This window comes from Geodermatophilus sp. SYSU D01045 (assembly GCF_054050295.1).
Map to the genome: position 1 here is coordinate 115377 of NZ_JBJGZB010000008.1, position 20418 is coordinate 135794.

General features: G+C 79.4%; 17 protein-coding genes. 9 read left to right on the plus strand and 8 right to left on the minus strand.

Features of this window, described 5'->3' with window-relative positions:
- Window positions 1-75 precede the first annotated feature (75 nt).
- Complete coding sequence (locus ACI798_RS08710; protein ID WP_456939263.1) at window positions 76-1020, minus strand: hypothetical protein; 945 nt, start codon at window positions 1018-1020, stop codon at window positions 76-78.
- Window positions 1021-1244: 224 nt separating this feature from the next.
- Here ACI798_RS08710 and ACI798_RS08715 point away from each other — a divergent pair, with 224 nt between their 5' ends.
- On the plus strand, window positions 1245-1484 hold the full coding sequence (locus ACI798_RS08715) for a hypothetical protein (protein WP_457047711.1): 240 nt from the start codon (window positions 1245-1247) through the stop codon (window positions 1482-1484).
- Window positions 1485-4077: 2593 nt separating this feature from the next.
- Here ACI798_RS08715 and ACI798_RS08720 read toward each other — a convergent pair.
- The 3 genes from ACI798_RS08720 to ACI798_RS08730 all read right to left on the minus strand — a co-directional run bounded on the left by ACI798_RS08720 (window position 4078) and on the right by ACI798_RS08730 (window position 5770).
- Window positions 4078-5052: a zinc-binding dehydrogenase gene (locus ACI798_RS08720; protein WP_457047712.1), complete on the minus strand. Its 975-nt coding sequence runs from the start codon at window positions 5050-5052 to the stop codon at window positions 4078-4080.
- Between the two features lie 97 nt (window positions 5053-5149).
- Entirely contained in the window at window positions 5150-5344 is a 195-nt protein-coding gene (locus ACI798_RS08725) for a hypothetical protein (RefSeq protein WP_456939260.1), read from the minus strand.
- 156 nt (window positions 5345-5500) lie between these two features.
- Window positions 5501-5770, minus strand: a complete 270-nt coding sequence (locus ACI798_RS08730) for a DUF1876 domain-containing protein (protein WP_457047713.1) — start codon at window positions 5768-5770, stop codon at window positions 5501-5503.
- 185 nt (window positions 5771-5955) lie between these two features.
- Here ACI798_RS08730 and ACI798_RS08735 point away from each other — a divergent pair, with 185 nt between their 5' ends.
- The 7 genes from ACI798_RS08735 to ACI798_RS08765 all read left to right on the plus strand — a co-directional run bounded on the left by ACI798_RS08735 (window position 5956) and on the right by ACI798_RS08765 (window position 13020).
- The gene (locus tag ACI798_RS08735) at window positions 5956-7476 is read left to right on the plus strand and encodes a carboxylesterase/lipase family protein (protein ID WP_457047714.1); all 1521 of its coding nucleotides are present in this window, start codon (window positions 5956-5958) and stop codon (window positions 7474-7476) included.
- A gap of 84 nt (window positions 7477-7560) precedes the next feature.
- A complete protein-coding gene (locus ACI798_RS08740; RefSeq protein WP_457047715.1) occupies window positions 7561-7989 on the plus strand; it encodes a hypothetical protein in 429 nt (142 codons plus the stop codon).
- Window positions 7990-8036: 47 nt separating this feature from the next.
- On the plus strand, window positions 8037-9464 hold the full coding sequence (locus ACI798_RS08745; RefSeq protein WP_457047716.1) for a pyridoxal phosphate-dependent decarboxylase family protein: 1428 nt from the start codon (window positions 8037-8039) through the stop codon (window positions 9462-9464).
- Window positions 9465-9562: 98 nt separating this feature from the next.
- Complete coding sequence (locus ACI798_RS08750) at window positions 9563-10039, plus strand: hypothetical protein (RefSeq protein ID WP_456939255.1); 477 nt, start codon at window positions 9563-9565, stop codon at window positions 10037-10039.
- Between the two features lie 7 nt (window positions 10040-10046).
- Window positions 10047-10481, plus strand: a complete 435-nt coding sequence (locus ACI798_RS08755) for a nitroreductase/quinone reductase family protein (RefSeq protein ID WP_456939254.1) — start codon at window positions 10047-10049, stop codon at window positions 10479-10481.
- A gap of 23 nt (window positions 10482-10504) precedes the next feature.
- Window positions 10505-11695, plus strand: coding sequence for a hypothetical protein (locus ACI798_RS08760; protein ID WP_457047717.1), 1191 nt, complete (start codon window positions 10505-10507; stop codon window positions 11693-11695).
- Between the two features lie 38 nt (window positions 11696-11733).
- A complete protein-coding gene (locus ACI798_RS08765) occupies window positions 11734-13020 on the plus strand; it encodes a wax ester/triacylglycerol synthase domain-containing protein (RefSeq protein WP_457047718.1) in 1287 nt (428 codons plus the stop codon).
- On the opposite strand, the gene ACI798_RS08770 is transcribed toward ACI798_RS08765, so the two are convergent.
- From ACI798_RS08770 to ACI798_RS08780, 3 genes are read right to left on the minus strand one after another with little or no spacing between them, the layout of a single operon-like run.
- Window positions 12992-15841, minus strand: coding sequence for an alkaline phosphatase D family protein (locus tag ACI798_RS08770; protein ID WP_457047719.1), 2850 nt, complete (start codon window positions 15839-15841; stop codon window positions 12992-12994). The genes ACI798_RS08765 and ACI798_RS08770 overlap by 29 nt on opposite strands.
- The gene (locus ACI798_RS08775) at window positions 15838-18267 is read right to left on the minus strand and encodes a PEP/pyruvate-binding domain-containing protein (RefSeq protein WP_457047720.1); all 2430 of its coding nucleotides are present in this window, start codon (window positions 18265-18267) and stop codon (window positions 15838-15840) included. Before ACI798_RS08775 ends, ACI798_RS08770 begins: the two co-directional genes overlap by 4 nt.
- The gene (locus tag ACI798_RS08780) at window positions 18264-18563 is read right to left on the minus strand and encodes a hypothetical protein (RefSeq protein ID WP_456939249.1); all 300 of its coding nucleotides are present in this window, start codon (window positions 18561-18563) and stop codon (window positions 18264-18266) included. The genes ACI798_RS08775 and ACI798_RS08780 overlap by 4 nt, the downstream gene beginning before the upstream one ends.
- Before the next feature lie 130 nt (window positions 18564-18693).
- Between ACI798_RS08780 and ACI798_RS08785 the strand changes: the two genes are divergently transcribed.
- Window positions 18694-19416 carry an ANTAR domain-containing protein gene (locus tag ACI798_RS08785; protein WP_457047721.1) on the plus strand — a complete coding sequence of 241 codons (723 nt, stop codon included), beginning with the start codon at window positions 18694-18696 and terminating at the stop codon, window positions 19414-19416.
- A gap of 18 nt (window positions 19417-19434) precedes the next feature.
- On the opposite strand, the gene ACI798_RS08790 is transcribed toward ACI798_RS08785, so the two are convergent.
- Window positions 19435-20403, minus strand: coding sequence for a universal stress protein (locus ACI798_RS08790; RefSeq protein ID WP_457047722.1), 969 nt, complete (start codon window positions 20401-20403; stop codon window positions 19435-19437).
- Window positions 20404-20418: the final 15 nt, after the last annotated feature.

The following is a 20418-nucleotide window of genomic DNA, read 5'->3' on the forward strand; positions in this document are numbered from 1 at the left end:
CGTCGCCGGGAAGCCGAGGGGGGAAGTGCACCACCGACGCCGGGGCCGGGGAAGGGGGCGCTGCGCCGTCCGGGGTCAGGACGCGCGGTGGCGGCCCCCGCGCAGGAGGTGCGCCCACCGCCGGAGGGCCTCCACCCGCCCGCGCGGGAGGGCGGGTGACGGGCGGTCGAGCAGGTCGAGCTCCGCCCGGAGCGCGGACCGCCGCCGTTCGAGGTCCGCCACCTCCGCCAGGAGGGCGGCGCGGCGCGTCACGGCCTCGCCGTCGAGGCGGTCCCGGGTGGCGGCCGCCTCGGCGTCGGCGCGCCGCCGCTCCTCGCGGCCGGTGGCCAGCATCGCGACGATCTCGGCCCGCGCCCGGACCCGGGCGGCGACCGCGTCCTCCTCGGCGCGCTGCCGCACCCGGTCGGCGTCCGCGGCGGCGCGGCGCCCGGCCGCCCCGATCTCCTCCAGCCGCGCCGCGGCCTCCGCGCGGGTGGCGGCGGCCGCCTGCTCGGCGTCGGCGAGGAGCCGGGCGGCCCGCGCGGCCGTCTCGGTGACGTGTGCGGCCGCCGCGGCCGCCGTCCGGTCCGCCTCGGCCTCGGCGTCGGCGAGGGTCCGCTGCGCGCGGGCGACGATCCGCTCCGCCTGCTCGGAGGCGGCGGCCCAGGCGGCCTCGGCCTCGGCGCGCATGCCCTCGGCCTCGTCGGCCGCCGCGGCGAGCATCGCCCCGATCCGCCGGGACAGCTGGAGGAACTCCCCGCCCCCGGACGAGTGGCCGAGCAGCGCCCGGGCCTCGTCGAGCTCGGCGCGGGTGCTCAGCAGGCGGGTGACGAGGTGCTCGCGCTCGCGGTCGGCGGTGGCGAGCTGGTCCTCGGCCCACTGCACGTAGGTGTCGACCTGGAAGCGGTCGTAGCCGGCCACGGCGCGGCCGAACATCGGGCCGGCCTCGAGGACCGTGGGCAGGTCCCCGGAGACGTTGGGCCGCCGTCGCCCCGGGCCCGTCGGGCGGAGCTCCTCGTCGACCTGCAGCTCGGCGGTCATCCGGCTGCCTCCCTCCACGTCCGGGTCCGTTCCGGATCCCCGGGACGGTAGGGCGGCCGACCGCGGCGCCGTCAGCGCTCCGAGGGGCGATCACCCGGGAGGCGACCCCGGCGCGCCTGATCGGGTGCCCCCGGCTCCGGGGCTCTCTCTGCGTGACGTCGCCCTCGCGGGTGGAAGTCCGCCGCAGGGCGTCGCGGTGGCGCGCGGTCGGGCACGCTCGGCGCATGGCCGACGTCCCGACCCCGCCGGACCCGGGGAGCATGACCGTCCCGCCGCTGTTCGGCTGGGAGTACATCGTCGGCGGCCTGCTGCTGCTGGTGGCCGTGGTGGTGGTCCTGGCCGTCGTCGGCGCGGCGCGGGCCGGCGCCGGTGGACGCTCGGAGTGGCAGGCGTGGCTGGACGCCCGCTCCGCCCGGTCCGCCGGCCCGCACGACGGCACCCTGGGAGCGGCCGGGCGCGGCTGACCGGGCCCGGACGTCTCACGGCGCCGGGGGTGGCTCCTCCGCGGTCTCGGGCGCGGGCGCCGGTTCGCCGGCCGGCTCCGGCTGGGGAGCCTCCTCCGGCTGGGGTGCCTCTTCTGGCTGGGGGGCCTCTTCTGGCTGGGGGGCCTCTTCTGGCTGGGGGGCCTCTTCCGGCTGAGGTGCCGGTCCGGGCTCGGGTGCCGGTCCGGGCTCGGGTGCCGGTCCGGGCTCGGGTGCCGGTTCGGGCTCGGGTGCCGGTTCCGGAGTGGGCTCCGGTTCGGGCGCGGGTCCAGGGGTAGGCGCGGGTTCGGGTGCTGGCGCAGGCTCCGGTTCGGGTCCCGCGTCGGGTGCCGGTGCAGGCTCCGCCTCAGGCGGTGGTGCAGCCTCGGGCTGCGGTGAGGGCTCGGGCTGCGGGGCCGATTCGGGCGCGGGTGCCGGGCCCGATCCAGGCGCCGGCTCGACTGCCGGTGGCGGCTCGGGGGCGGGCGCCGCATCCGGCTGGGGTGCTGCGTCGGGGGCCGGCTCCGGCTGGGGCGCAGGCGCGGGCGGGCCCTCGGGCTGCGGTGCCGGTGGCTGGTCGCCTGCCGGTGCTGGTGGCCCCTCGGCCGCGGGCGCCGACTCCGGTGCAGGTGCCGGCTGCTGCTCGGGCTGGGGCGCCTGCTCGGGCTGGGGCGCCTGCTCCGGCGGGGCCTCTGGCTCCGGCTGCGGTGCTGGCTCCGGCGGGGCCTCTGCCTCCGGCTGCGGTGTGGGCTCCGGCTGCGGTGCTGGCTCCGGCTGCGGTGCTGGCTCCGGCTGCGGCGCCGGTTCCGGAGCAGGCACTACCTCGGACTCGGGTGCAGGCTCAGACTCAGGCTGAGGTGCAGGCTCGGGTTGCGGAGCCGGCTGCTGAGGGCTGGGCTCCTGTGCCTCCGCCTGAGGCGGCTCTGCCTGTGGTGCGGGCTCGGGTGCCGGCACGGGCGCTGCGTCCGGCGGGAACGCCGCCTCGGATCCGGGAGCCGGCTCTGGCTCGGGCGTCGGCTCCGGCCCCGTCTCCGGGGCGGCCGAGGTCTCCGGTGCGGGCTGCGGCTCCGGCCCGGTGGCCCACGGAGGTGCCTGCTCCGGCTCAGTGGCCCACGGAGGTCCCTGGTCCGGCAGCGTCTCGGACTCACCCGCCGTGTCTGCTCCCGGCTCCGTCCCGGTCGCCGCATCGGGAGCGGGCACCGGTTCGGGCGACGTCTCCGGCTCGGTCAGCACCGGCTCGGACGGCGGCGCCGGTTCGGACGGCGTCTCCGGCTCTGGCGTCGACCCTGTCCCGGGCTCGGGCGGGGCCTCCGGCTCGTAACCGGTCGACGGCTCGGGCTCGGACGGGGTCTCGGTGTCGGGCACCGGCTCGGTGTCGGCCGGCCACTCGGGCTCCGTCGCAGCCTCCGGCGACGACGGGACCGACTCCGACGACGGGACGGACTCGGGCGCCGGCTCGGTCTCCGGCTCGGTCTCCGGCTCTGTCACCTCGTCGGACCCGGTCGTGGGCTCGGCGGTGTCCTCGGTCCCGGAGGCGGCCCCGGCCTCGTCCTCGACGTCCGGCTCCGGCGCGGCCGGCGGTGCGGTCTCCTCAGCGGCGGGGGGTGCCGTTTCGGGAGCTGGTGCCGGTGCGACACCGGTGTCGGGCGCGTCGGCCTCGGGGGGCGGCGGGGGTGCAGGCGCGGGCGGCGGCGGAGGGGCGGCCTCGGTGGGGGCCGCCGCGGGTGGCGGGGCCTCGACGGCGCCCGCCGGGGGCGCTGGCACCTCGCCGGTGGCTGGTTCGTCCGGAGTCCGCGGGGTCCCGGCGTCCTCCGGCTCCGGCCCGGGTGCCGCCTCCGGCTCGGGCGCCGCCTCGCTCGACGGCGCCGCTGCGGGCGGAGGCGGGCTCGACGGGGCGGGCGTGCCCTCCCAGATCTGGCTGAAGGCGCGGACGATGCCGCCCGTCGCGGGCGTGCCCTGCAGGGCCTGGGCCAGCGAGGCGACGCCCGTCGTGACGAGCAGGACCGCGGCGCCCGTCGCGGTGCGCGCGGCGCGGCCGGGCAGCCGGGCCCACCACACCGTCCGCTCCGGGGACCGGACCCCGGCCGGCCGGACCGTCGGTGGGCGCCGGCCGCTGACCCACCGCGCGACCAGCGCCGAGAGCACCCCGCCCCCGAGCAGCAGGGCGAGGCCGAGCACCAGCCACACCGTCGCGGAGGACGCGGGACCCGCGGCGGCGTCCGGGGTGGCGTCCGGGGTGGCGACCGTGCCCGTCACGACGTCGGCGGTGCCCACCACGACCGCGGAGAACAGCAGCGCTCCCGCGACGGTGACGGCGTCCTCGGCCCGCGGGGAGAGGCGGCGGGACGCCACCCGTGAGGCGCCCGGGTCGTGGCTGACGACGGGGCGGCGCCGGGGCCGGCGGGGACGGACGACGACGGGCTGCGCGCCCTCGCCCTGGTCTCCGGCGGGACGCCGTCGTCGTGCACGCATGGAGCCTCCAGGTGGTGGCGCGGTGCGTCGTCGTCCGAAACCCCGTGCCGCGCCAGCATGGTGGGGCCCGCGCGGCGGGCGCAACACGTCTCCGACCTCCGACGGGGGTCGGAGACGGCGGCCGTCAGGTCATGTCGACCGCGATCTTGAGCTGCCCCGGCCGGGGTGCGACCGCGGCGCCGAAGGCCGCCTCCACGTCGGCGGCCGGGTGGACGTGCGTGACGTAGCAGTCGCGCAGCTCCGGGTGCGCGGCCAGGTAGGCGCCGGCGTCGGCCAGCACCCGGCGGCGCTCCAGGGTGACGCCCGAGCGGAGGGTCAGGTTCTTCCGCAGGAAGGTCATCATGTCGAACGGGTAGACCGGGTCGTCCGGGACGCCGAAGTAGAAGACCTGGCCGCCGGGCGCGACGGCGTCCAGCGCCGGCTGGAGCGTCGTCACCTGGTGGCCCACGGCCTCGACGACGACGGAGGGCCGGCCGACGTCGGGCAGCGTGCCCGCCCACCGCTCGGCGCGCGCCGTCACCGTCTCGTCGACGCCGAAGGCGGACGCGACGTCGCTGCGGTCCACCGGGTCGACGCCGGTCACCCGCGCCGCGCCCCGCGCCTTCAGCACGTGGCTGAACAGCAGGCCGATCGGGCCCTGGCCGATCACGGCCACCGACTGCCCGGACACGTCGCCGAGCTGCTCGGCGGCGTAGAGGACGCAGGCCAGCGGCTGCAGCATGACCGCGATCGTGGGCGGCAGGGCGGTGTCGTAGCCGGCCAGCCCCTCGCCGTCGGTGACGACGAGCTCGGCGATGCCGTCGAACATCGAGGCCCAGCCGACGACGAGGTCGCCGGGGGCGTGGCCGGGGTGCCGGCTGGCGACGACCTCCCCGACGATCTCGTGCATCGGGAAGCCCGGTGCGCGGGTGGCGCCCCAGCCGTCCTCGGCGGCCGGGTGCGGCCACACGCCACCGCGGAAGTTGGGCAGGTCGCTGCCGCAGATGGCGCCGGCGCGGGTCGCCAGCAGCACGTGCCCGGGCGGCAGCGCGCCGGCGTCGGGGGCGGGGACCTCCACCTCCTCGAACCGGAAGGGACCGCGCAGCGTCTGTGCCCACATGGGTGTCCTCCGTCCAGCCGGGCGCCCCGGCGCCGGGGCGGCGGTCCCAGCCTGCAGGATCGCCGCGGTCCCGCACCCCGACGGAGGGGTGGACGGGTCAGACGGGGGTGCGGGCGAGGTCGTTCCACCGGTCGAGCAGCCGGTCGATGCGGCCCAGGACGTCCACCACCCGCTGCCGGGCCGCGGGCGTGTCCTTCCCCTGCCGCGCCCGCCGGGCAGCGTCGAGCTCCAGGCGCGCGAGGCCGAGCTCGATCCGCAGGTCGTCCTCGTGACCGGTGTGCAGGACGTCCATGACGACCCCCTCTGCGTGTCGAGCCCCTGTCGTCGACCGACCACGTGTCCTCCGGAGCGCCCGGAGGACGCGTCACCACCAGGACTCCCGGCGCGGCCGGGACTCACCGCACCGGCCGGGGGCCCGCCGGTGCGGTCGGACCTCCGGGCCGGCCCGTCACATCACCAGGTGCGCGGCCTCGCCGGTGGACTGCTCGACGTCGTCCGTCGCGGCCCGCAGCAGCCGGTGGGCCAGGTCGGACAGCGCCCGGGCGACGGCGATCTCGTCGCCGATCTCGGGGACGTCCCGGTCGGCCGGGTCGAGCCGAGCGAACCCGATCCCGGTCATCGCCGCGGTCTCGCGGGGCTGCAGGTGGGCGACGGCGCGGGTCCGGCCGTCGTGCTCGCCGATGTCGATGCGCACCGTCCAGGTCTTCACCGCGTCCACGTCGGCCTCCTCTCGGTGGTGGGGCTCCGAGGGTCCCCGGCCGGGCGGGCGGCCGACGCGGCCGGAAGGCCGGAGTACCCGGGACCTGTGGCCCGGGGGCGCTCGGCCCGCCACGGCGGGGCGGGCGCCTCTGGGGGCCGCCGGCCGCCGCGGCGACGATGCCGACCTGAGCGGAGGAGGTCGTCGTGGACCCGATCGTCGAGACCCGCCGGGGGCGCGTGCGCGGCACCGCGGCCGGCGGGGTGTGCGCCTTCCTGGGCATCTCCTACGCGGCACCGCCCGTCGGGCCGCTGCGGATGCGGCCGCCGCAGCCGGTGGAGCGGTGGGCCGGCGTCCGCGACGCCACCGTCCTCGGTCCCGAGCCGCCCCAGCCGCGGTTCCCCCGCGACGACCCGACGGGGCTGCTGTTCGACCCGGCCGAGATGGGCGACGACTGCCTGAACCTGAACGTCTGGACGCCCGACCCCGGGGCGGCAGGGCTGCCGGTGGTGGTGTGGAGCCCCGGCGGGGCCTTCCACTACAGCTCCGGCGGCAGCTACGACGGCAGCCGGTTCGCCCGTGACGGCGTCGTCTGCGTGACCATCAACTGGCGCACCGGCGCCGACGGCTTCCTGTACCTGGGGGAGGACGACGACGCGGCGGACCTGGGCCTGCTCGACCACGTGGCGGCTCTGCGGTGGGTGCAGGAGGAGATCGCCGCGTTCGGCGGGGACCCCGGGCGCGTCACCGTCTTCGGCGAGTCCGCGGGGGCCATGGCGATCGGCGACCTGCTGTCGATGCCGCGGGCGGAGGGGCTGTTCCGCGGCGCGGTCCTGCAGAGCGGCGCGGCGCACCAGGTGGTCCCCGCCGCGGAGGCGGCCCGCGTCGGCGCCCGGCTCGCCGCGGTGCTCGGCGTCCCGGCCACCCGCGAGGCGGTGGCGCGGGTGCCGGTCGACCGGCTGCTCGAGGCCCAGGCGCAGGTCGACGCCGAGGTGCTGGCGGATCCCGACCCGGCGCGGTGGGGCACGGAGGTCGCGACCAGCACCATGCCGTTCCACCCGGTCGTCGACGGGGACGTCCTCCCCGCGCCACCGATCGACCGGATCGCCGCCGGGGCCGGCGGCGACGTCGACGTGCTGGTCGGCACGAACGCCGACGACTGGCGGTTCGGCCCGGTCCTGGGCGGCTTCGTCGACCAGGTCACCGAGGAGGTCCTCGTCGCGCCGGCGGAGGCCGGCGGCTCCTGGTCGATCGCCGCGTACGGGCTGGACCCGGAGTCGGCGCTGCGGCACTACCGGGCCGCCGACCCCGCCCGCCGCCCGGGCGACGTGCTGGCGGCGGTGATGACCGACTGGTGGGTCCGCGTCCCCGCCCTCCGGCTGGCCGACGCGCACGCCCCCGCGCCCGGGGCCACGTACGCGTACGAGTTCGCCTGGCCCTCGCCGATCCTGGGCGGCCGGCTCGGTGCCTGCCACGCCCTGGAGATCCCGTTCGTCTTCGACACCCTCGGCGAGCCGCAGATGATGGGCGGCGCGCTCGGGGACGCCCCGCCGCAGGAGCTCGCCGACACGGTGCACGGCGCCTGGGTCCGCTTCGCCGCGGACGGCGACCCGGGTTGGCCGCGCTACGACCTCGACCGGCGGGCGGTCATGCGCCTCGACGTCGAGCCGGCCGTCGTCGACGACCCGTACGCCGCCGAGCGCGCCCTCTGGGCCGGCGTCCGCTGACCCGGGCGGCCTCGTCCGTACGTCCCGCCCCCTGCCGACCTCCGGCCCTGGGGAGGCGGCCCCGGCGTTCCCAGCATCGGGGGCGTGACCGATCTGCGGACCCGCCCGCCGTCGACGGCCGGCCGCCGCGCCGGCGCCGCCGCCACCGTGCTGGCCGACGCGGTGCTCCTGCTGCTGATCCACGTGTGGCCGGGGTGGGACGTCGTGCCCTTCCTCACCGACGAGACGACCCGGGTCCTGCCGTACGTCGACGCCGTGCTCGTCGCCGGGATCGTCGTGGGACTCGTGCAGCTGGCGCGGCCCGGTGGCGGGTCGGTGCCCGCGGGGACGCTGGTGACGACGGTCGTCGGGCTGGTCGCCACGGTGCGCGTGCTGCAGGTCTTCCCGTTCGACCTCGGCCCCGGCTGGGAGGTCACCGTCCGGGTGGTCCTCTGGCTCGGGATCGTCGGCGGGATCGTCGGGACCGTGACCGCGCTCCTCGCCCTGCTCCGCCTGCGCGGGCCCCGGCGCTAGGCCGCAGGGACCTCCCGGCGGGCCCCGTCCGGTGGCACGATCCCGCCGTGGCCGACCCCGCCGTGGCCGATCTCGCCGCGCTGCTCGCCGACGCGGCCGCCCGCGTGGCGGCCTACCGGGCGCGGGTACCGGACGCGCCGGTGGCGCCCCCGCCCGACGTCGCCCCCGCGGTGCGGGCGGCCCTCGGGTCGCTGCGCGACGGGCCCACCGACCCCGCCCGGGTGGTCGAGGAGCTCGTCGCGGCGGTGGAGCCGGGCCTCGTGGCCACCACCGGCCCGCGGTACTTCGGGTTCGTGGTCGGCGGCGCGCTGCCGGCCGCCACGGCCGCGGACGTGCTCGCCGTCGGCTGGGACCAGCCGGCGTTCAACGCCGTCACCTCCCCGGCGGCCGCGGCGGTGGAGGAGGTGACCGGCGCCTGGCTCGCGGACCTGCTGGGGCTCCCGGCCGGCGTCTCCGTCGGCTTCGTCACCGGCGGTCAGGCCGCCAACACCGTCGCGCTCGCCGCGGCCCGGCACCGGGTCCTGGCGAACGCCGGGTGGGACGTGGAGCGCGACGGCCTGACCGGCGCGCCGGCCGTGCGGGTGGTCGCCTCCGTCGAGCGGCACGCGACGATCGACCGGGCGCTGCGGCTGCTCGGCCTGGGCTCGGGGGCGGTGGTCCCGGTGGCCGCCGACGGCCAGGGCCGCATCGACGTCGCCGCGCTCGCCGGCGCGCTCGCCGGGCTGCCACCGGGACCCCGGGTGGTCTGCCTGCAGGCCGGCAACGTGAACACCGGGGCCTGCGACGACCTCACCGGCGCCGTCGAGGTGGCGCACCGCGCCGCCGCCTGGGTGCACGTCGACGGCGCGTTCGGGCTCTGGGCCGCGGCCTCCCCGGCCACCCGGCACCTCGTCGCCGGGCTGGCCGCCGCCGACTCCTGGGCGACCGACGGGCACAAGTGGCTCAACGTCCCCTACGACAGCGGCTACGTCCTGTGCACCGACCCCGCGGCCCACCGGGCGGCGATGTCGTTCACCGCGGCGTACCTCACGGGGCAGGGGCAGGACGGCGTGCGGTCGCCCAGCGACCTCGTGCCGGAGTCCTCCCGGCGGGCGCGGGGCTTCGCCACCTGGGCGGCGCTGCGGGAGCTGGGGCGCAGCGGCGTCGCCGGGCTGGTCGACCGGTGCTGCGCGCTGGCCCGCCGGTTCGCCGAGCGGGCGGCGGAGCTCGACGGGGTCGAGGTCGCGAACGACGTCGTCCTCAACCAGGTGCTGCTCGGCTTCGGCGACGACGCGGCGACCGACGCGGTGGTCGCGGCGGTGCAGCGGTCGGGCGAGGCCTGGATGGGCGCGACCACCTGGCACGGCCGGCGGCTGGTGCGGGTGTCGGTGTCCAACGCCACGACGACGGGGGCCGACGTCGACCGCGCGGTCGCCGCCGTGTCCGCCGCGTGGGACGGGGTGCGGGCGGCACGAGGTGCTCCGACGGCCCGGTGACCCGGGGTCGGAGGTCCCCGGACCCGGGACCTCCGACCCCGGGGGGTGACCGGGCCGCGGGTGTGACGGTCGACCCGACGACCGACCGGGGAGGACCCATGACCGACAGCACCGCACCGGTGAGCGACAGCACGGCGTTCGGGACGCCCGTGGAACGGGACGGCGCCACGGTGATCACCGCGTCGCGGTCGACCAGCCACACCGCGAGCACCGGTGACCCCCGCACCGGGCGGCGCCCCGCCGCGGAGATGGCCGGCGCCCGGCCGCTGGGCGCGTTCGAGGTGCGCGACGGCCGGGTGCGGTGGCACCCCGTCGTCGACGTCACCCGCGTGGTCACCACCGCCGAGGTCGTGCTCGGTGCGGTCGCGGTGGCGTCCCGTCTCGCGCGGCGGCCGAGCGGGGCCGTCGCGAAGGTGACGATGGGCCCCGGCGGCTGGGTGAGCATGAAGGGCGGCGCGATGGCCGTCCGGCCGGCCCGGCGCCTCTGGCGGCGCACCCGTCCGACGGCGCGCGTCCGGCGGCCGTGGTGGGCCCGGCTGCTCGCCGCCACCGCGCTCGAGCGGCTGGTCGGCTGAGACCGTCGTGGCGGTCCGCCACCGGGTGCTGGGCCCGGTCGTGCGCGCGCTCGCCCGCGGCCCGGCGCACCGCGTGCTCGGGCAGCACCTCGTCGTCCTCGGCTACACCGGCCGCCGCACCGGCCGGCGGTACGAGCTGCCCGTGATGGTGGCGCCGGCCGGCGACGACCTCGTCGTCCTCGTGGGCGGCGCGGCCGGCAAGACGTGGTGGAAGAACCTCGACGGCGGGCCCCGGCCCGTCAGCGTCCGGCGGGGCGGGCGCGTCCTGGCCTTCCGCGCCCGGCTGCTGCGGCCCGGAACGCCCGGCCGCGAGGACGCCGTCCGCGCCTACCGGGCCGCCTTCCCCCGCGTGGTCGTCCCGCCCGCAGACCCGGTGGTGCTGCTCGAGCCGGTCGTGACCTCCCGCGCCCCGGCCGGGTCGTTCGGCCCTCCCGGCCCCTGACCCGGCCCCGGGAGCCTCGGTCCGTGCCCTCCCCGCCCGCCGCGGCCGGCCCGCCGGTCGTGCTGTCCCTGGACGTCGGCTCGTCCTCGCTCAAGGCCGCCGTCCGCGCCCCCGACCTCCGCGTGCACGTGGAGATCGCGGGCCTGCGGGACGGGCCGGGCGGCGAGCCGGCGCACGTCACCGTCACCGGCACCGGCTCCTCCGTCGAGCGCGCCCGGCTGCCCGGCGGCTGGGCCGGCGCGCTGCCCGAGGTCGCCGACGTGCTGGCCCGCCGCGGCCTGCACCCGCACGTCGTCGCCCACCGCGTGGTCCACGGCAGCCGGCTGCTGACCGGGCCGCGCCGCGCCGACCCGGCGCTGGTGGACCGGCTGCGGGCCGAGGCGCACCTGGACCCCCTCCACCTGCCGCGGCAGCTGGCCGTCCTCGACGAGGCCCGCACCTGCTGGCCCGGGGCCGAGGTGGTGCTCGTCCCCGACGACGGGTTCTTCGCCGACCTGCCCGACGAGGCGGTCACCCTGCCGCTCCCGGCCGACGCACGGGCCGCCGGGCTGCGGCGGTGGGGCTTCCACGGACTGGCGGTGCAGAGCGTGGTCGACCTCCTCCCGGGCCTGGGCGGCGCCGTCGTCGTCCACCTGGGCAGCGGCTGCAGCGTGAGCGCGGTGCAGGACGGGCGGCCACGCTCGACCACCATGGCCCTGAGCCCGGCGGGCGGGATCCCGTCGCTGACCCGCAGCGGGGACCTCGACCCGGAGGTGGTGCTGCGGCTGGTCGAGCTCGCCGACGGGTCGGTGCCCGCCGTCCGCGAGCTGCTGCACCGCAGGTCCGGCGTGGCCGGGCTCTCCGGCGGGCGCACCGACGTCCGGGAGCTGCTCGCCGCGGGCGACGGGGCCGCCGACCTCGCCCTCCGGGTCCTCGTCCGGTCGGTCGCGATGGCCGGGGCCGGCGCGGCGACGACGCTGGACACCTGGGACGCCGTCGTGTTCAGCGGGGGCGTCGGCCGGAACTCGGCGGAGCTGCGCGAGCGGGTGTGCGCCCGGCTGCTGCCGCTGCGGCCCGTCCCGGGAACCGGCGGCGCGCCCAGCGAGCGGCTGGCCGGCGCGGGGGTGCGCGTGCTCGCCGTCCCCGTCGACGAGGAGGCGGTGATGGACCGGCTCGCCCGGCGGGTGGTCGCCGCCGTCCCGGGCGGCCGCGGCCTCGCCGTCCCGCAGCGGTGACCGGCCCCGTGCTCCGGGCGAGCGCGGAGGACCTGGGTATGCGCGCGCTCGGCCGCGGCGGCGCGCCCATGCAGTTCGGCGCGCTGCTCGTCCTCGGCCCGGGGAACGGGGTCGGAAGCGGGGACCTGGCCGACGTCGTGGCCGAGCGACTGGGCGGGGTGCGGCGGCTGCGGCAGCGGCTGGTCCGGGTGCCCCCGGGCGCGGGCCGGCCGGTCTGGGTGGACGAGCCGCGCCCGGACCCGGCGGCGCACGTCCGCACCGTGCCGGGCCCCGCGGACGACCAGGGCCTGCTCGACCTCGCCACCGAGCTGGTGGCCACCCCGCTCCCGGCGGGCCGGCCCGGCTGGGCGGCCGTCGTCGTCCCGGACCTGCCCGGCGGGCGCAGCGCGGTGGTCGTCGTGCTGTCGCACGTGCTCGCCGACGGGATCGGCGGGCTGGCACTGCTGGCCTCCCTCGCCGACGGCGGCCCGCCGCCCGATCGCACGCCGCCCCGCCTGCTGCCGCCCTACCGGTCCCTCGCGGCCGACGCCTGGCGCCGCCGCGCCCGGGCCGTGGCCCGGCTGCCGGCGGCGGTCCGGCTGGTGCGGGACGCGGGCCGGTCGGCCGGTGGCCTCCGCCCGGCCCGGGCGGCACCGTGCAGCCTGCTGGCGCGCACCGGGCCCCGGCGGCGGACGGCGGCGGTGCAGGTGCCGCTCGAGCCGCTGCGGGCGGCGGCCCACCGGGCCGGCGGCACCGTGAACGACGCGCTGCTCGTCGCCGTCGCGGGCGCGCTCGGCGCCCTGCTGGAGGGCCGCGGCGAGTCGGTCGACCCGGTGGCGGTCACCGTCGTCGTCACCGGGCGGCGGGCGGCCGGGGTCACCGAGCTCGGCAACGCGACCACCCCGCTGGTGGTCGCCGTCCCGGCCGCCGGGGACCCGCAGGAGCGGCTGCGCCGGTTCGCGGGCACGGTCCGGCGGGCCCGCGACGCGGCCACCGGCCCGCCGCTGACCGCGCTGCTCGGGTCGCTGTTCGGGCTGCTCGCCGCGACCGGTGCCTACCGCTGGTGGCTGCGCCACCAGCACCGGTTCCACACCCTGGTCAGCAACGTGCCCGGACCGCCGACCCCGCTGGGCCTCGCCGGGCGGCCGGTCGAGCAGGTGCTGCCGATCGCCTCCGGCGAGGCCGGGAACGTGACCGTCTCCTTCGACGCGCTGTCCTACGCCGGCACCCTGACCGTGACCGCGGTCGCCGACCCCGACCGGGTGCCCGACCTGCCGGTCCTGACCGCCGCGCTGCGCGCCCAGCTCGCCGCGCTGGTCACCCCGGTGCCGGCAGCGTCACGCTGAGGGACACCAGCACGTCCCCGCGCCAGTCCCGGCCGGCGAGCTCGACGCCGACGGTGTCGCCGCCGTCGTCGGTGACGGTCACGGTCCCGAACTGCCCGGCGCCGGGGAACGCGCCCTCGCTGTACGGCCCGCCCTTGACGCTGCCCGGCGAGTCCAGCGCCGCGGCGTGCAGCAGCGGGAACCCGGCACCGCCGGCGGTGCTGAAGTCGGTGTTGGTGCCGTCGTCGACGGCCACCATGTGCGCGTCCCCGCTGACCATGACGAGGTTCGCGACGTCCGCCGCGGCGAGGGTGTCGGCGATGCGCCGGCGCTCGGCGGCGTACCCGCCCCAGTCGTCGCGGCCGGACTCGTCCGGGGCGACCCAGGGCTCCGGGTTCACCCAGAGCACGGCGGCGTGCGACCGGCTGCCGGTCACCAGCTCCTCCTCGAGCCAGGCCAGCTGTCGCGCGCCCAGCATCGACGTGGCCGTCCGCTCCGACCGGGTGTCGGTCACGACGACCCGCACCCGCCCGACGGTGAAGGCGTGGGCGATGGACCCGCCGCCGCCCTCGGCGAGGACGTGGTGCGGGACGTACGCGCGGTAGGCCGCGCGCGCGGCGTCCCGGGTGGGGGAGCCGGCGTCGGCGCTCTCCCCGCCGTAGTCGTGGTCGCTCCACACGTAGTCCACCGGCACCGCCCGGTACAGCGCCGCCTGGGCGGGAGCGGTGAGGACCCGGGTGTAGCGCTCCCCGAACGCGGCCGCGTCACCGTCGGCGGGGACGTCGGAGTAGTGCAGGTCGCCCGTGTGCACGAACAGCAGCGGGTCGACGGCGCGGACCGCGTCGAACACCGCGCCGCTGGAGCCGGTGCGCGCACAGGAGGCGACCGCGAGCGTGAACGAGGCCGGCCCCTCCGGCATCGTCGTCAACCGCCCGGTGCCGCGGGAGCCGTCGGGGTCGCCGTCGACCTCGACGGTCCAGTGGTGGGTGGTGGCCGGCGTCAGCCCGTCGACGGACAGCCGCACGACGCCGTCGGCCGACGGGGCCACCGCGGCCGAGCGCACCACGGGCCCGCCGTCCTCGGGCTCGACCACCAGCCGGGCCTCCCGCGCGTCCGGCCGGTCGAGCAGGGCCACGACCCGCGCGCCGCTCGAGGTGACCCCGCCCGACCAGGCCCACTCCACGGACTCGACCGGCAGCGCGAGCGCCGCCGAGCGCGGGTGCAGCGGCCCGAAGAGGCGGTCGTGGACCTCCGCGGCCGCCCCGGTGGTGCCGGCGAGGAGCAGCCCGGTGACCATCGCCAGGGTCACCACCGAGCGCATCGTGCGGCGGTGCTGCCAGGCCAGCCAGAGGCCGACCGCCGGCGCGAGGAACGCCACCCCGATGAGCACACTGACCCACGGCTGGTAGGTGGTGGCGGCGAAGACGGCCAGCCCGGTGCCGGCGACGGCGGCCAGCACGGCGCCGACGGCCTGCCACCGGCGTGCGACCAGCAGCGCCGCCGCGGCCAGGCCGAGGAGCAGCAGCTGCAGCCACCGGCTGAGGGAGGGCCCGATCGCCGAACCCTCGGGTGCCACCGGCAGGCCCTCGACCAACGCCAGCGAGGTGAACAGCGTGACCATGCCGAGCAGCCAGCCGCGCGCCAGCCGGCGGACGGCGGTCTCCTCGTCCGGGCGGAGCCGGAGCAGGCCCGGCCCCGCGGCGGTGTCGGCCGGGGCCTCCCACGGGCAGCCGGAGCACCCGCGGTGCCACCGGGTCCGTTCCAGCGCCCACCAGGACGCGAGGACGACGGCGGCGCCGGCCAGCACCCCGGCCACGGCGTCGGAGGGCCACGCGGAGCGGCTGCGCACCACGTCGACGACCACCACCGCCAGCACGGCGGCGGTGACGGCGAGCACCGCCAGGGCGGGCCCGCGGCGCCGGGTGCGGGCGTACACGGCCAGGGGCAGGAAGCCGGCGAGGAGGGTGGCCTGCACGACCGGCGCGCTGGGCAGCGACCCGGTCAGCCCGGCCAGGGGACCGTCCGGCGGGTACGCCCGCTCCAGCCGGTCGGCCACCACGGCCTGCGCGACCAGGACGGCGGCCGTGACGGCCAGCACGCCCAGCGAGAACACGGCGCAGCGCCGGCCGACGAGGCCGACGAGCACGGCCAGGCCGACCGCGACCGGCACGCTGCCCAGCACGTCCCAGGGCAGCAGGGCGTCGCTGCGGCGGCCGACCTCGTCGTCGATCTCGGCCAGCAGCTGCGGCGCCCCGGCGGTGGTGAAGACGAACTGCACCGCGGCGGCGGCGGTGAGCACCGCGGCCCAGCCGAGCAGCAGCACACCGCGGCGGGTGCCGTCGCCGGGCCGCTGCCCGAGGGGCGTGCCGGCCAGCAGCGGGCGCAGCCGGGCCGGCGGGTCGGGCCAGGTGACCAGCGCGACGGCGGCGCAGGTGGCGACCGCGCCCAGCCCGGCGACGAGCAGCAGCAGCAGCGCGTAGAGCCACGCCGTCCCGGCGAACATGCCGGTCTCCGGCGCGTAGTTCTTGGTCGCACCGCGGGCGCCGTAGACGGCGAGTCCGCCCGCGGTGAGGGTCAGGAGCAGGTAGTGCACCCGCGGCCGCAGGCCGGCGGCGAGGGCGGTGTGGGGCGGCGCGCCGGTCCGCACGAACGCCGCGGCGGCGCGGGCGTGCAGCTCGGTCTCGCGGTCGCGGCCGCGCCGGTGCCGGCCGTGCAGCGCGTCCCGGAGCAGGGTGACGCCCGAGATCAGCAGCCCGGCGCCCAGGATCGCCGGCACGAAGATCTGCGCGCGGTCGACGTCGGCGTCGTCCCACCAGTCCTCGCGGACCCGGCGGGGGTTCACGCCGGCTCCCCGTCGGGGTGCAGCAGCACGGTGCCGGTGTCGCCGTCGACGGTGACCGTGCGCCCGTCCAGCACCGCCGCGGCACCGGGCAGGTTGAGCACGGCCGGCAGGCCGAGCTCGCGGGCGACGATCGCCGCGTGCGACAGCGGCCCGCCGCGCTCGACGACGATCGCGCCCGCGCGCAGGAACACCGGGGACCACCCGGCGTCGGTCGCGGCGGCCACGAGCACCTCGCCCTCGGCCAGCAGCTCCGGCCGCGGCTCGGTCAGGACGCGGGCCCGGCCGGTGTGCCGTCCCGGGCTCGCCGCCCAGCCGGACAGGCGGTCGCCGTGGAGCACCGCGGCCGGGGCGGGCGCGGGCACGCCGGTCCAGCGCAGCGGCGGGGGCGGGTCCGCGGCGCGCTGGTCGAGCCACCGGCGGCGGCGGGCCAGCTCGGCCGGCGGCGGGGGAGCGCCGTCCAGCGCCGGGCCCAGCTCGGCGTCGCGCAGCAGGTCGACGTCCTCCGCGCGGGCCAGCACCCCGGCGGCGGTCAGCCGGCGGCCGGCCTCCAGGTGCGCCCGGCGGACCTCGCCGCCGACGGCGAGGACGGCGGCCTTGACGTCCTCCCGCCGGGTCAGCCCCGCGGTGGCGTCGGTGACCTCCCGGCGCAGCACGTGCATCCGGACGTCGACCAGCTGGCCGGTGAGCACGCGCACCCGCCGCCACCGCGGGCGGCTGCGCAGGTCCTCCTCGAGCGCGGCGCGGGCGGCGTCCCGCTCCTCCCGGCGCGAGGGCGGGGCGGGGACGGCCGCCTGCCCGGTCTCGGCCCAGGTCGGGCCGGCGAACACCGACCGGGACGCCGCCGGCGACCGGTCGCGGCCGGTCGCGCCGCCCCCGGTCACCCGCTGGGCCCAGGCCGCCGCGGACTCCTCCCCGAGGTGCCCGGCGAGGCGGGCCTCCAGCTCCCGGTAGGCGGCGACGGCGGCGGAGGCGACGGCGAGCTCGACGGTCGTCGCGCGGGCGCCGAGGTCGACCAGCCGCCGGCGGTAGGCCAGCAGCCCGGCGGCGTCGAGGTCGGCGAGCGCGGGCGGGTCGGCCAGCACGGCGTCGGCAGCACCCAGGACGACGCCGGCCTCGACGGCCGCGCGGCGGCGGGCGGTGCCGGCCCGCAGCTGCAGCCGCGCGGTGCGCCACCACGGGGCCCGCCGTCCCGTCGCGGCACCGGGGACGGCGGCACCGGGGACGGCGGCACCGGGGACGGCGGCACCGGGGACGGCGGCACCGGAGACCGGGGCGCCGAGGTACTGCCGCTCCAGCTCGGCCTCCGAGCCGCCGGGCACCGCCCGGGCCGCGGCCCGCATCAGGTCCAGGTCGAGGGCGGCCCGGCCGCGGACCCGGCGCACCAGCTCGTGCGGGCCGGTCCGGTCGGCCGGGAGCCCCCACAGCCTGCCGAGGACCTCGCGCAGTGCCTCCTCGACGAGGAACGAGGCGACGTCCCACACCAACGGAGGGAGCAGGCCCGGCAGCGTCTCGCCGATGCCCTCGGTGGTGAGCTCGTCGTCGTCGGGAGCGGTGTCGCAGCCGTCGTCGGTACGCGCGGGCCCGGTGGTGATCGGGCGCGCCTGGACCACCCAGGTCCGCGTGCCGTCCCACGCCCACTCGACGTCCTGGGGCCGGCCCTCGTCCCGCTCCACCTGCAGGGCCAGCGCGGTCGCCTCGCGCACCGCGACGGGGAGCGCGGGGTCCGGGTCGCCGCCGCGCGGCAGCAGGAACACCTCCGGGGTGCGCGCGCCGGAGACCAGCGACTCGCCGAGGCCCTGCACCGCCTCCACCCGCACCCGGTCGGGAGCGCCGCCGGGGTCGACGGTGAACACCACGCCGGCCGAGCGGGCGGGCACCATCCGCATGAGCACCGCGGGCATCGCCACGTCCCCGTCGGAGATGCCCCACGCCCGCCGGTAGGCGACCGGGGCGGGGTGCCACAGCGAGGCCCACGTGAGCCGGACGGCGTCGAGGACCGCCTCCGGGTCGACGTCGAGCGACGAGCGGTACTGGCCGGCGAACGAGGCCGCGGCCATGTCCTCGACCGTCGCCGACGAGCGCACCGCCAGGGGACGGCCGGCCGCGACCTCGCGCGCGGCGGCGACGACGGCGGCGGCCAGCGCGGGCGGCACCGGCACGGCGCGGAAGGCGGCGTCGACCTCGGCGGCCGGTACCGGCGCCCCGCCGCGCAGGGTGGTGAGGAACGCGGCCAGCCCGGGGTCGGCGGCCACGGTGCGGTAGGCGTCCGCGGTCACCACCGCGGTCGGCGGGACGGGGGTGCCGCGCTGCACGAGGCGGTCCAGCGACGCGCCCTTGCCGCCCAGCTGGCCGGGCGGGGCGGGCGTGCCGGCGGTGAGCCGGAGGACGGCGGTCGCGGCCGGCGCCCGGCCCGTCGCGGTGGTCACGACCGCTCGGCCGGTGTCCCGGTCAGGCCGGCCCGGTAGGCGGCGACGCAGCGGTCGGCCAGGCGCTCCACCGGCTCACCGGTGGCCGCCGCCTGCCGGTGCAGCCAGCCCGCGAGGTCCGGCCGCAGCGCGACCGCCGAGCGGCCGCGGGCGCGGGCCGCGAGCGCGGCCAGCTGCACGAGCGCCACGGCGCCCAGCAGCAGGAGCAGGTCGCCGTCGGAGTCGCGCAGCGCGTCGACGATCGCGACCACGACGCCGAGCAGCGCGACGAGCTGGAGGACGACGGTCCGGGGCACGCGCCGAGCCTGCGCTCCTCGGCACCGCGGGCGCGGCGGCTGACCGGCCCTGCCTCCCGGGACGTTCGGCACTGCGGCCGCGACCGCCGGGCGCGTGGACTGGGCCTCCTCCGACGGACGGAGGGACCCGATGCCCGCCGACGACGGCCCGCGCGAGCGGCTCGGTCTCCAGGACGCCCTCCTGGAGCTCAGCCGTGTCGAGCTGGACCCCTCGTCGCTCGCCGCGACGCTGACCCGGGTCGCGGAGCTGGCCGCCGCGGCCCTCGCCGGGACCGCGGAGGCCTCGGTGACGCTGGTGCGCTCGGCCGGCGCCGTCACCGTCGGCGTGACCGGGCCGGTCGCGGCCGAGCTGGACGAGCGGCAGTACGACGCCGGTTTCGGCCCCTGCACGGACGCGGCCACGAGCGGGGTCACGGTCACGATCCCGGACACCGCCACCGAGGAGGGCTACCGCGACTTCGCCGCGCTGGCCCGCCGCCACGGCGTCACGGGGGTCCTGTCGGTCGGGATGCCGCTCGACCACCGGGTGGTCGGCTCGCTCAACCTCTACCGCACCGACGGCGGGGCGTCCGACGACGCGGCGCTCGAGGCGGCGCAGACCTTCGCGCGGTTCGCCGCGGGCGCCGTCGACCACGCCGCGGCCTACGCCGGAGCCGAGGAGCTGGGCCGCCACCTGCGCCGGGCGATGCAGTCGCGGGCGGTCGTCGAGCAGGCGAAGGGCGTGCTCATGGCCCAGCACGGCTGCACCGCGGACGAGGCGTTCACGATGCTCGCCCGCGAGTCGCAGCACCGGAACCGCAAGCTGCGCGTCGTCGCCGCCGAGCTCGTCGCCGCCGTCCAGCGGAGCCGATGAGCCCGGCCGGCCGCCCGCTCAGCCGGCGGCGTCCGCCCCGGCCGGCGGGAGGGGCAGCGGCACCACGAGCACCGGGCAGCCGGCGGAGTGCACCACCGCGGAGGTGACCGGGCGCAGCGGCCGGCCCAGCGGCCCGTGCCGCCGGTGCCCGACCACCAGCAGCTCCGCGGTGAGCGCCGCGGCCAGGAGGGTCTCGGCCGCGCGGCCCTGGCGGACCACCGCGCGGAGGGGCACGTCCGGCCACCGGTCGCGGACCGCTCCCGCGCGGGCCAGCAGGTCGTCGAGGAGGGCCTCGGCCCGGTGCTGCGCGGCCGCGTCGTCGACCAGGCGCTCGGCGGCGGACAGCGGGAGCACGGACCCGCGCGCCCACGTGTGCACGGCCACCACGCCGGTGCCGCGTGGCGCCGCCGCCCGCAGCGCCTCGACGAGCACCGCCTCGGTCCCGGACCCGGCGTCGAGCCCGGCGACCACGCCGCTGCGCTCACCGGACCGGCCGGTGCGGACCGGGACGACGGCGACCGGGCAGGGCGCCGCGCGGAGGACGGCGGCCGCGGTGGGTCCCAGCGGGTCACGGGCGCTGCCCGAGCCGGAGGCGCCCAGGCACAGCAGCTGGGCGCCGGTCGCGGCGTCGCGCAGGACGCCGACCGCGTCGCCGTCGACCAGCAGGGGGGCGACCGTCAGCCCGGGGTGGGCACGGCGCAGCTCCGCCGCTGTGGCGTCGAGCACCAGGCCGCACGCGGTGCGGAGCACCTCGACGGCGTCGACCACCTCGTCCGGCGGGCGGGTCCGGCCGCCGGGGCCGGGGACGGCGAGCACCAGCCGCAGCGTCGTCCGGCGGCCGGCCGCCTCCTGCGCGGCCAGCCGCGCCGCCCGGAGCCCGCCCCGCGACCCGTCGACCCCGGCCACCACGGGGCGGACGTCGGCGCCGCCCCGCGGGGGCGCGTCCGGCGTCGTCACCGCAGGGGGCGGCTCGGGCACGGAGGTCACGGGTCCTCCCGTCGG